The sequence below is a fragment of the Streptomyces sp. NBC_01276 genome, assembly GCF_041435355.1.
Taxonomy (GTDB): Bacteria; Actinomycetota; Actinomycetes; order Streptomycetales; family Streptomycetaceae; genus Streptomyces.
On record NZ_CP108442.1, the window covers coordinates 3,667,672 to 3,681,738 of the forward strand.

Annotated in this window: 14 protein-coding genes and 3 tRNA genes; 8 read left to right on the forward strand and 9 right to left on the reverse strand. The window is 71.8% G+C overall.

The genetic code is table 11. The annotated features are described in order from the left end of the window. Positions 1-21: 21 nt before the first annotated feature. The gene (purF, locus tag OG295_RS16090; RefSeq protein ID WP_030225597.1) at positions 22-1,539 is read right to left on the reverse strand and encodes an amidophosphoribosyltransferase; all 1,518 of its coding nucleotides are present in this window, start codon (positions 1,537-1,539) and stop codon (positions 22-24) included. Between the two features lie 169 nt (positions 1,540-1,708). Here purF and OG295_RS16095 point away from each other — a divergent pair, with 169 nt between their 5' ends. Then, the gene (locus tag OG295_RS16095; protein ID WP_323188240.1) at positions 1,709-1,804 is read left to right on the forward strand and encodes a putative leader peptide; all 96 of its coding nucleotides are present in this window, start codon (positions 1,709-1,711) and stop codon (positions 1,802-1,804) included. A gap of 186 nt (positions 1,805-1,990) precedes the next feature. Beyond that, entirely contained in the window at positions 1,991-3,415 is a 1,425-nt protein-coding gene (locus tag OG295_RS16100) for a sulfatase (RefSeq protein WP_371677496.1), read from the forward strand. 86 nt (positions 3,416-3,501) lie between these two features. Here OG295_RS16100 and OG295_RS16105 read toward each other — a convergent pair whose 3' ends face one another. The 8 genes from OG295_RS16105 to purS form a co-directional block, all read right to left on the reverse strand. Continuing rightward, a complete protein-coding gene (locus tag OG295_RS16105; RefSeq protein ID WP_371677497.1) occupies positions 3,502-3,978 on the reverse strand; it encodes an META domain-containing protein in 477 nt (158 codons plus the stop codon). A 48-nt stretch (positions 3,979-4,026) separates the two neighbouring features. Then, positions 4,027-4,821: a sterol carrier family protein gene (locus OG295_RS16110; RefSeq protein ID WP_371677498.1), complete on the reverse strand. Its 795-nt coding sequence runs from the start codon at positions 4,819-4,821 to the stop codon at positions 4,027-4,029. A gap of 9 nt (positions 4,822-4,830) precedes the next feature. Next, positions 4,831-6,102, reverse strand: coding sequence for a hypothetical protein (locus OG295_RS16115; protein WP_371677499.1), 1,272 nt, complete (start codon positions 6,100-6,102; stop codon positions 4,831-4,833). A gap of 71 nt (positions 6,103-6,173) precedes the next feature. Next, positions 6,174-6,992, reverse strand: coding sequence for a M23 family metallopeptidase (locus OG295_RS16120; RefSeq protein ID WP_371677500.1), 819 nt, complete (start codon positions 6,990-6,992; stop codon positions 6,174-6,176). Positions 6,993-7,004: 12 nt separating this feature from the next. After that, positions 7,005-7,556 carry an ArsR/SmtB family transcription factor gene (locus OG295_RS16125; protein WP_371677501.1) on the reverse strand — a complete coding sequence of 184 codons (552 nt, stop codon included), beginning with the start codon at positions 7,554-7,556 and terminating at the stop codon, positions 7,005-7,007. A 124-nt stretch (positions 7,557-7,680) separates the two neighbouring features. Beyond that, the gene (gene purL / locus OG295_RS16130; RefSeq protein WP_371677502.1) at positions 7,681-9,930 is read right to left on the reverse strand and encodes a phosphoribosylformylglycinamidine synthase subunit PurL; all 2,250 of its coding nucleotides are present in this window, start codon (positions 9,928-9,930) and stop codon (positions 7,681-7,683) included. Then, positions 9,927-10,607, reverse strand: coding sequence for a phosphoribosylformylglycinamidine synthase subunit PurQ (purQ, locus tag OG295_RS16135; RefSeq protein WP_371677503.1), 681 nt, complete (start codon positions 10,605-10,607; stop codon positions 9,927-9,929). The genes purL and purQ overlap by 4 nt, the downstream gene beginning before the upstream one ends. Positions 10,608-10,609: 2 nt before the next feature. Next, on the reverse strand, positions 10,610-10,861 hold the full coding sequence (gene purS / locus OG295_RS16140) for a phosphoribosylformylglycinamidine synthase subunit PurS (protein WP_008740952.1): 252 nt from the start codon (positions 10,859-10,861) through the stop codon (positions 10,610-10,612). Between the two features lie 321 nt (positions 10,862-11,182). On the opposite strand from purS, the gene OG295_RS16145 reads away from it, so the two are divergent. The 6 genes from OG295_RS16145 to OG295_RS16170 all read left to right on the forward strand — a co-directional run bounded on the left by OG295_RS16145 (position 11,183) and on the right by OG295_RS16170 (position 14,044). Then, entirely contained in the window at positions 11,183-11,500 is a 318-nt protein-coding gene (locus tag OG295_RS16145) for an Lsr2 family protein (RefSeq protein ID WP_371677504.1), read from the forward strand. An 88-nt stretch (positions 11,501-11,588) separates the two neighbouring features. Then, positions 11,589-11,660 (forward strand) — tRNA-Gly (locus tag OG295_RS16150). 79 nt (positions 11,661-11,739) lie between these two features. Beyond that, a tRNA-Gly gene (locus OG295_RS16155) sits at positions 11,740-11,812 on the forward strand. A 285-nt stretch (positions 11,813-12,097) separates the two neighbouring features. Then, positions 12,098-13,339 carry a sensor histidine kinase gene (locus tag OG295_RS16160; RefSeq protein ID WP_371681209.1) on the forward strand — a complete coding sequence of 414 codons (1,242 nt, stop codon included), beginning with the start codon at positions 12,098-12,100 and terminating at the stop codon, positions 13,337-13,339. Beyond that, a complete protein-coding gene (locus tag OG295_RS16165) occupies positions 13,336-13,947 on the forward strand; it encodes a response regulator (RefSeq protein WP_371677505.1) in 612 nt (203 codons plus the stop codon). The genes OG295_RS16160 and OG295_RS16165 overlap by 4 nt, the downstream gene beginning before the upstream one ends. 24 nt (positions 13,948-13,971) lie before the next feature. After that, a tRNA-Gly gene (locus OG295_RS16170) sits at positions 13,972-14,044 on the forward strand. Positions 14,045-14,067 lie beyond the last annotated feature (23 nt).

Consider the following 14,067-nt stretch of genomic DNA (forward strand, 5'->3'; position numbering starts at 1 on the left):
CCGGCCGGGCGGAGCGCCGGCCTACGGGCGGCGGAGCGCGTCGGCGGCGTCGGTACCGCCCGCGAGCTCGGATTCCAGGAGCTGCTTGCCCAGGAGCTGCGGGTCGGGCAGCTCCATCGGGTACTCGCCGTCGAAGCAGGCACGGCAGAGGTTGGGCTTCTGGATGGTGGTCGCCTCGACCATCGCGTCGAGCGAGATGTACGAGAGCGAGTCCGCGCCCAGCGAGGTGGCGATCTCGTCGACCGTCATGCCGTTGGCGATCAGCTCGGCCCGGGTGGCGAAGTCGATGCCGAAGAAGCACGGCCACTTCACCGGCGGGGAGGAGATCCGGATGTGGACCTCGGCCGCACCGGCCTCGCGGAGCATCTTCACGAGCGCGCGCTGGGTGTTGCCGCGGACGATCGAGTCGTCGACGACCACCAGGCGCTTGCCCCGGATGACTTCCTTGAGGGGGTTGAGCTTGAGGCGGATGCCGAGCTGGCGGATCGTCTGCGAGGGCTGGATGAAGGTCCGGCCGACGTAGGCGTTCTTGACCAGGCCGGATCCGTACGGGATCCCGCTGGCTTCGGCGTATCCGACGGCGGCGGGCGTGCCGGATTCCGGCGTCGCTATCACCAGGTCGGCGTCGACCGGGGCTTCCTTGGCGAGGCGCCGGCCCATCTCGACGCGCGAGAGGTAGACGTTGCGGCCGGCGATGTCGGTGTCCGGGCGCGCCAGGTAGACGTACTCGAAGACACAGCCCTTGGGCTTCGCTTCCGCGAAGCGCGAGGTGCGCAGGCCGTTCTCGTCGATCGCGATGAGCTCACCCGGTTCGACCTCGCGGACGAAGCTGGCGCCGCAGATGTCGAGGGCGGCGGTCTCACTCGCGACCACCCAGCCGCGCTCCAGGCGGCCGAGGACCAGCGGGCGGATGCCCTGCGGGTCACGGGCGGTGTAGAGGGTCCCCTCGTCCATGAAGACGAGCGAGAAGGCGCCCTTGACCTGAGGAAGGACCTTGGCGGCCGACTCCTCGATGGTCAGGGGCTTGCCGTCGTCGTCGGTCTGGCCGGCGAGGAGGGCGGTGACGAGGTCGGTGTCGTTGGTGGCCGCCACCTGGGTGGCGCGGCCGTCCTGACGGGGGAGGTCGGCGACCATTTCGGCAAGCTCGGCGGTGTTCACCAGGTTGCCGTTGTGACCCAGGGCAATGGAGCCGTGGGCGGTCGCGCGGAAGGTCGGCTGGGCGTTCTCCCAGACGGAGGCTCCGGTGGTCGAATAGCGGGCGTGACCGACCGCGATATGACCTTGGAGCGAACCGAGGGAGGTTTCGTCGAAGACCTGGGAAACGAGGCCCATGTCCTTGAAGACGAGGATCTGGGAACCGTTGCTCACAGCGATGCCCGCGGACTCTTGTCCGCGGTGCTGCAGTGCATACAGTCCGAAGTAGGTGAGCTTGGCGACCTCTTCACCCGGAGCCCAGACACCGAAGACGCCGCAAGCGTCCTGGGGGCCCTTCTCGCCGGGGAGCAGGTCGTGGTTGAGTCGTCCATCACCACGAGGCACGGTTCCGAGTGTAGGCGAGATCGACCACTGGTCCGAATTGGGGACGTCCGGGAAAAGTCACAGTGCGGACAGTCCGGTTACCCGTGCGGAGGGTGATCGATCAGGGCGTCTCGACATCCGGAATGCCCTGGTTGACAGGGACCTGTGCGTTCGTACAGGCTTCCGGCTCATGCAGCCCCTCGGTGACCGAGCCGTCACCCTCGTCGAGCGCCGGCACGTGGACCTGGTCCGTGTCGCGAGCGCCATCTGTCGTCGCTGCGCGTAGTCCCTCCGCGCGCTGACGCGCGCCGCCCTTCCCCGTCCGGCGTTTCCCGTCGCCACGCCCGTCGTTGCGCCGTTCCGCGCCGACCCCCCGCTCTCCCCTTCCCCCGCCCGTCCGGGTCGCCCCGTCGTGCCGCGCGCCGTCCCGCGCCGCCTCGGAGGGGCCTACGGGCCATGCCCAGGAGCCCTTGTGTCTTCGTACGAATCCCACCTGTCCCGGCGTGCCTTCGGCGGTGCCGTCGGCGTGGGCGCCGCAGCCGCCGCGGTGGGGCTGGGCGACAGCCCCGCCGCCGCTGCCGAGGACCCCTCCGCGGGGGCCGGGGAGCGGGAGTTCCGGGCGGCCCGGGAGCGGCGGTCCCGGCGCCCGAACATCCTGTTCATCCTGGGCGACGACCTGGGCTGGGCCGACCTGTCCTCGTACGGCTCCCCGCACATCAAGACCCCGAACCTGGACCGTCTGGCCCGTCAGGGGGTGCGGTTCACCGACGCCTACTCGGGCTCCGCGACCTGCTCGCCGACCCGCTTCAGCCTGTACACGGGCCGGTATCCGGCGCGTACCGAGGGCGGGCTGGCCGAGCCGATCGCCGACAGGTCGGTGGGACTGGAGCCGTCCCATCCGACGCTGGCCTCGCTGCTGAAGGAGGCGGGGTACTCCACCGCGCTGATCGGCAAGTGGCACGCGGGCTACCTGCCGCACTTCAGCCCGACCAGGTCGGGCTGGGAGGAGTTCTTCGGGAACTTCGGCGGGGCCCTGGAGTACTACTCCAAGCTCGGTCTGGGCGGCGAGTACGACCTCTACGAGGGGGACGCCGAGTACAAGGACCTGCGCTACTACACGAAGATCATCACGGAGCGGGCGAGCGAGTACGTCTCCCGCGACCACCACGGCAAGCCGTGGCTGCTGAACCTGAACTTCACCACCCCCCACTGGCCGTGGATCGCCGAGGGGGACACGGCGGAGAGCGCCGAGATCGTCCGCCGGATCAAGGCGGGTGACGGTCGGGCGCTGTGGCACCAGGACGGCGGCTCGGTCGAGAAGTACAAGCAGATGGTCGAGGACCTGGACCGGTCGGTCGGCGAGGTGCTGAAGGCGCTGAAGCGCTCCGGGCAGGAGGACGACACGATCGTGGTGTTCTCCAGCGACAACGGCGGCGAGCGCTTCTCGTACAACTGGCCGCTGTCGGGCAACAAGGCCTCCCTCCAGGAGGGCGGGATCCGGGTGCCCAACATCCTGCGCTGGCCCGCCCGGGTGGACGGGGGCCAGGTCAGCCGGGTGCCGGTGTTCAGCCCCGACTGGACGGCCACGCTGCTGGAGCTGGCCGGGACCCGGCCGCACCGGGCGTACCCGCTGGACGGGGTGAGCCTGGCCGGATACCTGCTGCGGGGGGAGCGGATCGCCGAGCGGAACCTGTTCTGGCGGGTGCGCGGGGAGCGGGCGCTGCGCCGCGGGAACTGGAAGTACTACCGGGGCAAGTCAGGCCGCGACCAACTGTTCGACCTGGCCGGGGACGTCCGCGAGCAGGCCGACAAGGCGGCCGTGGAGCCGGCCCGGCTGGCGGAGCTGCGGGCGGCCTGGGAGAAGACGGACGCGGGGCTGCTGCCGTACCCGGCGTGACCCGGGGCGTGGCCGCGTCCGACCGGCCGACCGCGGCGGCGACGGCCGGCGGGGGGGCACGGCCCCACGTCCGACGCCCTCCGGCGTCATTCGGCGGCGGAGCCGGCCCCGGCGGTGAGGTTCTTGCCGTCGGGGGCGGTCAGGGTGAGGGCCTGTCCGTGGATGGTCCAGGTCAGGGGCCCGGCGGCGAACAGCGCGGTCAGGGCCCGTTCCTGCTCTCCCGCCGGGCCCTCGCAGGCCATCCGCGTGGTGGTCGGCGGGCCGATGGTGAGGGTGGGGCCGGTGACGGTGACCGGGGCGCTGAAGCGGTTGCAGCCGAGGGTGCCGCTCACCCGGCCGTCGGGGGCGAGGGTGAAGCTCGCCGCCCGGTCGGCCGGGGCGGCGGTGCCGTCGACGGCGTCGACCGTCCAGGTGGTCGCGGTGAGCGGGGCGTCCACGGCGGGCGGCCGCGCGGTGGCGCCGTCCGGGGCGAGGACGGTGTCGGGGGTGCCGCCCTGGCAGCCGGCGAGGGCGAGCGCGGCGAGCAGGGCCAGGCCGGGGGCGAGGTGCCTGAGGGTACGCATGCCCCTGGGACGGTGCGCGGGCCCGGCCGGTTCCCCGCCCTCGCCCGTTCAGACCATCAGGGGCAGCAGCGCGGCCAGGTCGGCGCGCTCGCCGCTGGCGCTGACCCTGGCGGCGTCGAGTTCCTGCGCCCAGGCGGTCCGGCCCGTGGCGAGCCGGACCCAGGTCAGCGGGTCGGTCTCCACCACGTTGGGCGGGGTGCCGCGGGTGTGCCGGGGGCCCTCGACGCACTGGACGACCGCGAAGGGCGGGATCCGCACCTCCACCGAGCCGCCGGGCGCCTTCACCGCGAGGGCGTCGGCGAGCAGCCGGGTGCAGGCGGCGAGGGCCTGCCGCTCGACGGGGACGTCCAGTCCGGGCAGGGCCCGGTTGAGGTCGTCGGTGTGGACGACCAGCTCCACGGTGCGGGTGACGAGGAAGTCGGCGAGGGTCATGTCCCCGATCCACAGGTCGAGGACCCGGCTGCCGGTGTTGCGTTCCAGGGCCTCGGCCATCCGCGCGGCCGCCCGGTCGTAGAGCTCGGGCAGCGGGGCGCCGGTGAGGGTCTCGCGGGCGACCTCGCTGATCTTCCCGGCGAGGGAGGCGGTGGCGAAGGGCCACTCGACGGCGCTCAGCTCGGGGACGGCGGCGGGCGGCCGGGCGAGGCCGCCGGCCAGCGAGTCCGCGATCCAGGCGATGTGGGCGGCGAGCTCGGCGACGCTCCACTCCCCGAGCCCGCTGGGCCGCGCGAGCTGCTCCGGGGTCAGACCCCGTACGGCTTCGGCGACGTGCCCGAACTGTGCGGTGACGGCCGTACGGATCTTCGCCTGGTCGTAGGCGCGCGGCTTCTTCTTCGCGGGCGGCATGGGGCGACCCTACTGGGGGAGGGTGACTCCGGTGCAGCCGTGGCGGGCGGTCGCGGCGGCCACGTAGGCCTTGAACAGCTCGGTGCCGCGCTCGCCGAGGACCCTCGCGTCGTAGGTGCGGTCCGCGGTCAGGGTGAACACGGCGGGGCGGCCCTGGCAGGTGGCCGTGGCGTACGTGAGCGCTCCGGTCCGGCCGGCCTTGCCGGTGACCACCGGCTCGGGCAGCCGGCCGTCGCCGATGCCGACGGAGGCGCCGTCGTCCGCGTAGAAGGAACGGGTCTCCAGCCACCACGGGTCGCGGGTCTGGACGTTGTGGAGCTCCACGTAGCGCCAGTCGCCGCTCGGCTTGCGGGCGTAGATCCGCTCGGCTTCGGCGGGGCTGACGGCCAGCAGGCAGGTCTCCTGGTGTGCCTGGCCGCCGGTGGGGGTGCCGAGGGCGCGGTCGGGGAGGTTGCCGCGGTCGGTGGTGCGCAGCAGGGCGGAGTACCAGCCGCAGGCGTCGTCCTCGTGGCGGTCCTCGGCCCGCCCGAGGTCCGTGCCCTGCGTGCGGAGGGTGGTGTCGGGCAGCTCCGGCAGGTGCGTCGCGCAGCCCAGTTTCGCGGCGAGCCGCAGGGCCGCGGTGCGGGCGATCCGGCCGAGGGCCCGGCGGTCGGTGTCCGTGGCCCGGGGGTCCCCGATCCAGGCCGTCACCCGGACGGCGGTCGCTCCCGTCTCGGGGAGGGGGGCGGCGCAGGGGGCGGTGACGGTGACGTCGCGTCCGCCGTAGTCGCCGAGCGCGGCGTCGTCGCGCAGGGGCAGGCGCATCGCCACGTCGGTCCGCGCCGTGACGTCGCCGTCCGGGGTCTCGGAGGGCGCGGGGAACGGGGAGCGGCCCGTGGTGGCGAGGACGTTGTCCGGCGGGCCGGCGGGCAGGACGCGGACCTTGAGCGCGAAGTGCCGGTCCCCGTACTTCCTGCCGTCGACGACCTCCTGGAAGTCGCAGGTGTCCGGCAGCGACGCGAAGTCGATCGTGTTCTCGGCCTGGTCGGCGAGCCGCAGCCGGTCGACGCCGCCGCGCAGCCGGAGCACCGGGTCGCCGTCGACGAGTCCGGCGCACGAGGAGGCGATCAGTTCGCGGCTCGCCGCGCGGTCCTGGTGGGCTTCGAAGGCGTCGTACAGGGCCCAGCCGCCGAAGGCCAGACCGGCCGCGCCGGCGAGGGTGAGGAGTGCGTTGACCGCGTTGCGCCCGCGGCCCCGGTCGGGCAGCGGTCCGCCGCCCGAGGGCCCCATCGGTTCGAACATCCCCCACCCCCGGTCTTCAACTGCCGCGCACGTGCGACGACATGATCGAAGCTATCAACGGGTCCGGACGCTCAGAGCGTTCGGTCGGTATCGAACACGTCACCGTTGGCCGGCACGCCGAGGCCGCGCCAGGTGAAGGGGAGGCCGCGGGCGGTGTCCGGGTCGGGGCCGTCCATCAGCTGGAAGTGGACGTGCGGTTCGGTGGAGTTGCCGGAGTTGCCGCACCGCGCGAGGAGCTGCCCGGCCCGTACGCGCTCGCCCGGGCGGACGGCGAGGGAGCCGCGGCGCAGGTGGGCGTAGAGGGCGTGGCGGCCGTCGCCGAGGTCGAGGACCAGGTGGTTGCCGAGGACCGCGCCCGCTCCGCCGAGGTCGCGCACGGAGGCCTCGATCAGCAACTGGTAGAGGGCGGCGGGCCAGGAGTTGCGGCTGAGGTGGTCGCGGCGGCGGTCGCTCGCGCGGAGCACGGTGGCGTCGGCCACCGCGAGGAGCGGGGCGCCGTAGGCGGGGAAGTCCTCGTTGCGGCGCACCGGCGGCCAGAGCGCGGCGAAGGGCGGACGCTGCCGGTCCGCGCCGGGTTCGCCCTCGCCGACGAGGTCGATGGCGCAGGCCTGGCCGAGGCGGTGGGTGCCGTGGCTGGGGGTCCTGTCGGCGGGACTGTTGAGGGCGGACCAGCGGCCGGTGACCGGCGGGTCCAGTTCGACCGGGGGTTCCCCGGTGCGGGGGGCCCGGCCGGCCGTGGCGCCGACGGCGAGGCTGAGCAGCGTTCCCGCGCCAGCGCAGAGCCAGAACCAGTGCATGCCGAAGGGCAGTCCGACGGCGAGGTCGGTCCCGATCATCAGCAGGGCCACGGCCAGCAGGATCCGGTAGAGGACGTGGAACGGCTTGGGCACGGCGGGGTCACCTCACGGGGTCGCGGCCGACAGCAGGACGAGGAGGGGAACCACCCGGGCGCCGGGAACCTCGTGGCGGCCCCGGCCGGTCGTGTGCAGCCAGCCGGCGGCGACCAGCTGGCGCAGGTGGTGGTAGACCTGGCCGCTCGTGCCGACCCCGTCGAGGGCGGTCAGTTCGGCGGCGGTGCGGCGGCCGGCCAGGATCTCGCGCAGCAGGCGCAGCCGTACGGGGTTGCCGAGTGCGGCCAAGGAGTCGGCGGTGCGGTTGGCGTCGGCCCTACCGGCCCTGTCGGCCCCGTCCGCCGTGCCGGCCCTGTCGGTCCCGTCGTCGAGGAGGTCGGTGGTGGGGGCGGCCTGCTGCCATTCGTAGCGCTCGCCGGTGGGGAGGGTGACCGCGCCGGTGAACAGGACGCCGCCGGTCTCGGCGCCGAGGGCGGCGAGCCTTTCCTTCCAGACTTCCAGGGCCCAGAAGTCCCCTTCGGGGGGCTCCGGGCTGGGGGGCGGGTCCGCTTCGAGCGCGTCCAGCCTGCGTTCGAGTTCGGCGACGCGTGCTTCCAGGTCCATGACACGAAATTACGTGATTACGTAATTTCACACAAGGGCTGGTGCGCGACGGCCCGGACAACGGACGAGCCCCCGGCCGGAGGAATCCGGACCGGGGGCTCGTACGCGTACGGGCGGGCGGGGATCAGGCCAGCAGGGCCGGGATCGTCGCCTCGTGGGCCTCGCGGAGCTCGGCCAGCGGGAGGCTGAACTCGCCCTGGACCTCGATCTCCTCGCCGTCCACCACGCCGATGCGGGTCGCGGGCAGACCGCGCGCACCGCACATGTCGGTGAAGCGGAGCTCCTCGCTGCGCGGGACCGACACGATGGCGCGGCCCGCGGACTCGGAGAAGAGGAAGGTGAAGGCGTCCAGACCCTCGGGCACCACGACGCGGGCGCCGTTGCCGCCGCGCAGGCAGGACTCGGTCAGCGCCTGGATGACGCCGCCGTCCGACAGGTCGTGCGCGGCGTCGATCATGCCGTCGCGCGAGGCGGAGATCAGGATCTCGCCCAGCAGCTTCTCGCGGCCCAGGTCCACCTTGGGCGGCAGGCCGCCGAGGTGGTCGTGGACGACCTGCGACCAGGCGGAACCGCCGAACTCCTCGGCGGTGTCGCCGAGCAGGTACAGCAGCTGACCGGCCTCCTTGAACGCCATCGGCGTCCGGCGGTTGACGTCGTCGATCACGCCGAGGACCGCCACGACCGGGGTCGGGTGGATCGCCACCTCGCCGGTCTGGTTGTAGAGCGAGACGTTGCCGCCGGTCACCGGGGTGCCCAGCTCCAGGCAGGCGTCCGCGAGACCGCGGCAGGCCTCGGCGAACTGCCACATGACGTCCGGGTCCTCGGGGGAACCGAAGTTCAGGCAGTCGGAGATCGCGAGCGGCTTGGCACCGGTCGCGGCCACGTTGCGGTACGACTCCGCCAGCGCCAGCTGCGCACCCGCGTAGGGGTCGAGCTTGGCGTAGCGGCCGTTGCCGTCGGTGGACATGGCCACGCCGAGGTTGGACTCCTCGTCGATGCGGACCATGCCGGCGTCCTCGGGCTGCGAGAGCACCGTGTTGCCCTGCACGAAGCGGTCGTACTGGTCGGTGACCCAGGACTTCGAGGCCTGGTTCGGGGACGAGACCAGCGCCAGGACCTGCGCGCGCAGCTCCTCGGAGGTCTGCGGCCGCGGCAGCCTGCCCGCGTCGTCCGCCTGGAGGGCGTCCTGCCAGGAGGGGCGCGCGTACGGCCGCTGGTAGACGGGGCCCTCGTGGGCGACGGTGCCCGGGGGCACGTCCACGATCTGCTCGCCGTGCCAGAAGATCTCCAGGCGCTCGCCCTCGGTCACCTCACCGATGACGGTGGCGATGACGTCCCACTTCTCGCAGATCTCCATGAAGCGGTCGACGTACTGCGGCTCGACGATCGCGCACATGCGCTCCTGCGACTCGCTCATGAGGATTTCCTCGGGCGAGAGGGTCGCGTCGCGCAGCGGGACGGTGTCCAGCTCGACGCGCATGCCGCCGGAACCGGCGGAGGCCAGCTCGGACGTGGCGCAGGAGAGCCCGGCGCCGCCGAGGTCCTGGATGCCCGCGACCAGCTTCTCCTTGAAGATCTCCAGGGTGCACTCGATGAGGAGCTTCTCCTGGAAGGGGTCGCCGACCTGGACGGCGGGGCGCTTGGTCGGCTTGGTGTCGTCGAAGGTCTCGGACGCCAGGACCGAGACGCCGCCGATGCCGTCGCCGCCCGTGCGGGCGCCGTAGAGGATGACCTTGTTGCCGGGGCCGGAGGCCTTGGCGAGGTGGATGTCCTCGTGTTTCATCACGCCGATGCAGCCGGCGTTGACCAGCGGGTTGCCCTGGTAGCAGGCGTCGAAGACGACCTCGCCGCCGATGTTGGGCAGGCCCAGGCAGTTGCCGTAGCCGCCGATGCCCGCGACGACGCCCGGCAGGACGCGCTTGGTGTCGGGGTGGTCGGCCGCGCCGAAGCGCAGCGGGTCGACGACGGCGACGGGGCGGGCGCCCATGGCGAGGATGTCGCGGACGATGCCGCCGATGCCGGTGGCCGCGCCCTGGTAGGGCTCGATGTAGCTCGGGTGGTTGTGCGACTCGACCTTGAAGGTGACCGCGTAACCCTGGCCCACGTCGACGACGCCGGCGTTCTCGCCGATGCCCACGAGCATGGCGTCGTTCTGCGGGACCTTCTCGCCGAACTGCTTCAGGTGGACCTTGCTGCTCTTGTAGGAGCAGTGCTCGGACCACATGACGGAGTACATCGCGAGCTCGGCGCCGGTGGGCCGGCGGCCGAGGATCTCGCGGATCCGGGCGTACTCGTCCTCCTTGAGGCCGAGTTCCTTCCAGGGCTGGGAGGCGTCCGGGGTCTCGGAGGCGTTCTTGACGGTGTCGAGGCTCATGCGCTGACCAGCTTCTTCAGGACCGACGTGAAGAACGGGAGGCCGTCGGTGCGGCCCGTCCCGATCAGCGGCTCGACCGCGTGCTCGGGGTGCGGCATCAGACCGACGACGTTGCCCGCGGCGTTGGTGATGCCGGCGATGTCGCGCAGCGAACCGTTCGGGTTCACGTCCAGGTACCGGAAGGCCACGCGGCCTTCGGCCTCCAGTTCGTCGAGCGTGCGCTCGTCGGCGGTGTAGCGGCCGTCCATGTTCTTGAGCGGTACGGCGATCTCCTGGCCGGCGGTGTAGTCGCCGGTCCACGCGGTCTCCGCGTTCTCCACCCGCAGCTTCTGGTCGCGGCAGATGAAGTGGAGGTGGTTGTTGCGGAGCATCGCCCCCGGCAGCAGGTGGGCCTCGGTGAGGACCTGGAAGCCGTTGCAGATGCCGAGGACGGGCATGCCGCCCTTGGCCTGCTCGATGATGGTCTCCATCACCGGCGAGAACCGGGAGATGGCTCCGGCGCGCAGGTAGTCCCCGTAGGAGAAGCCGCCCGCGAGGACGACCGCGTCGACCTGGTGGAGGTCCTTGTCGCGGTGCCAGAGCGAGACCGGCTCGGCCCCCGCGAGGCGGACGGCGCGCAGCGAGTCACGGTCGTCGAGCGTTCCGGGGAACGTGACGACACCGATGCGAGTGGTCACCGTCAGGCCTCGACCTTCACGGTGAAGTCTTCGATGACGGTGTTGGCGAGGAACGTTTCGGCCATCTTGTGGATGCGGTCGAGGGCGGCCTGGTCGACCGGTCCCTCCACTTCCAGCTCGAAGCGCTTCCCCTGGCGGACGTCGGCGATCCCCTCGAAGCCCAGGCGCGGCAGTGCACGCTGCACCGCCTGGCCCTGGGGGTCGAGGATCTCCGGCTTGAGCATGACGTCGACTACGACGCGTGCCACTGGCACTCCCGATGAGGTGGTTGGTGCAAGGCGGTTCCCTCAGCGTACCCGGCCAAAATTTCTACGCGGGTAGATATCGGGCGGCCGCAACCGGCCCGCCGTTTCGGCTTCACCAACGCTTCGCAAAATCCACCGGAAAACCACGTGCCCGCCATTGCGGCGGGACACGCGGGGAGAATTAACTGGGCTTCGCAATTCAATGAGAATCGCGGTACAAAGGAATCAGCCGGGATTCCGACGGTTTGATGCATTCCACCGAAACATCCACACAGGCGACATCACCGCACGTCACGCGCGCGGGGACGGCGCACGAAGGGACCGATATCCGTGGCGCAGCGCGTAGTAGTCACGATCTCCGACGACATCGACGGCGGAGAAGCGGCGGAAACGGTCGTGTTCGCTCTGGACGGTAAGACGTACGAGATCGACCTCAATGTGGCCAACGCAAAGAAACTGCGGAAGGGCCTGGCCCCCTTCGTGGCCGCGGGTCGCCGGCAGTCCCGTTCCGGCAAGGCGTTCAAGCACACGTCCGTCGCCCCCGACCCCGCGGTCGTCCGGGCCTGGGCCCGGTCCAACGGCCACGACGTGCCGCCCCGCGGGCGCATCCCGAAGCGCGTCTACGCGGCCTACAACGAAGCCCACTGACCCCGGATTTGCCATCCACCCCCTCTGATCGGCTAGTGTGTGGATCACGCCGAGGGGCAAGGCCGAAAAGCCGGAGCCCCGAAGTCGTGCGGGTGTAGTTCAGTAGCAGAACACCCCCCTTCCAGGGGGGAGGCGCAGTGTGCAATCCCTGTCACCCGCTCTGCACGCTTTACCGACCACGGTTGTGGATCAGGTAGAGTGATGCACGCAGAGCACGGCACTTGTGCCGTGGGAAGCATGCGGACGTAGCTCAGTTGGTAGAGCACCACCTTGCCAAGGTGGATGTCGCGCGTTCGAGTCGCGTCGTCCGCTCAGAGAACAAAGGCCCCGATCTTAGATCGGGGCCTTTGTCGTTCTCCGGTCTCATCACCCCATCCTCCCTTTTTGTGGCACACGTCACTTTCCGATGACAAATGTCATCGCGGGCCGTGACCGCGCGCACTGCCGGATCCGCCGGACCGCGCCGAGGCTGGATTCATGACCGACACGATGACCGGCACCGTCACACTGGTCTGGATCATGGTCGCGGTTACGGCCGTCCGGCGGCGGTTCGCCGGGCACCGCACCGCCAGTACGAGGGATCCGGGGGGACGGGCCGTGTCGAAGCTGACCGGGTGGTGGAAGCGCCGCAGCAGCGCGGGGAAGGTCGAGCTCTACACGCGCTGGTCCTTCCACTTCTTCATAGGCATGGAGATCGTGGGGTTCGGGCTGCCGGGGCTGGTCCCGGCGGCGAACGGTGGCCCGCTGGCCGTCTCGTTCGCCCTCCTGATGGTGGTGAGCGCCCACTCGCTCCTGGTCGGGTGCCTGACGTCCAGGGCACTGGACTGGATCATGGGCAGCCGGGAACGGCCCGTACGGCTCGTGACGGCGGTGTCCGTCGTGACGGCCGCCGCCTGCCTGGCCCTCCTCGTCCTGCGCCGGACCGGACACGTCGACGCGTCGGTGTCCATCTCGCTGGTGTTCGGGCTGGCCGGCTTCGGCTGTGGCGCGGTGGTGCTGTCCCTGGAGAAGGTCCGGCACATGCGGTACGTCCCGCTGATCGCGGCGGGGGGCACGGGCGCGGCGGCGTACGCCCTCGGGATCCCCGCGGCCGAGGCCCTCGGCCACCTGATCGGGACGCTGCTGGCCGGCGTGTTCCTGGGCGTCGCCTACGGGTTCTCCGGCTGGCTGCTGACCACCGTCCACGAGCTGGACCGGGCCCGAGAGCTCCAGGCGCAGCTCGCGGTGGCCGAGGAGCGGCTGCGGTTCGGCCGGGACCTGCACGACGTGATGGGCCGCAACCTCGCGGTGATCGCGCTCAAGAGCGAGCTGGCGGTGCAGCTGGCCCGGCGCGAACGGCCGGAGGCCGTCGACCAGATGATCGAGGTGCAGCGGATCGCGCGGGAGTCGCAGCGGGAGGTGCGCGACGTGGTGCGGGGGTACCGGGAGGCGGACCTGTCGGTGGAACTGGAGGGCGCGCGCGGGGTGCTGAGCGCCGCCGGGATGGACTGCCGGGTCGAGTTCGAGGCGGCCGGGCGGACGCTGTCGGCCGAGGTGCAGTCGGCACTGGGCTGGGTGGTCCGGGAGGCGACCACGAACGTACTGCGGCACGGGGACGCGCGGAGCTGCCTGATCCGGGTGACGGCCGGGGGGCCTTCCGGCGCGGTGACCTTGCTGGTGGAGAACGACGGGGCCCCCGACGCCCCGGCCGGCCCGCCCGGATCCGGGCTCGCGGGACTGCGGGAGCGGCTCGCGGCGGTGGACGGGACCTTGCTGGCGGGACCGGTCGAGGGCGGCCGGTTCCGGCTGCGGGCCGAAGTTCCGGGAGACGGACTGCGACGAGTGGAGGTGCGGGCGTGACTCCCGTACGGGTACTTCTGGCCGATGACGAGCACCTGATCCGGGGTGCGCTGGCCGCGCTGCTGGGACTGGAGGACGATCTGGTGGTCGTCGCCGAGGCCGCCTCCGGACCGGAGGCCCTGGCGATGGCGAGGGCGCACCGGCCCGACGTGGCGGTGCTCGACCTGGAGATGCCGGGGGCCGACGGTGTGAGTGTCGCCACAGCGATCCGGGCCGAACTGCCGGGGTGCAAGACCATGATCGTGACCAGTCACGGCCGCCCCGGGCACCTGAAGCGGGCCCTCGCGGCGGGCGTGCGCGCCTTCGCCCCGAAGACGGTGTCGGCGCAGCGGCTGGCCGAGCTGATCCGCACCGTGCACGGCGGAGGCCGTTACGTGGACCCGGAGTTGGCGGCCGACGCGATCAGCGCGGGGGACTCCCCGCTGACGGCGCGGGAGGCCGAGGTGCTGGAACTCGCGGCGGACGGGGCGCCGATCGTGGAGATCGCGGAGCGGGCCTCGCTGTCCCCGGGGACGGTGCGCAACTACCTGTCGTCGGCGGCCACGAAACTGGGCGCCGAGAACCGTCACACCGCGGTGCGTCTCGCACGCGAGCGAGGTTGGGTATAGTTGTCCTCGCGCCAAGGCGCACAGGCGGACATAGCTCAGTTGGTAGAGCACCACCTTGCCAAGGTGGATGTCGCGCGTTCGAGTCGCGTTGTCCGCTCAGCTGAAGGCCCCGATCGGTTC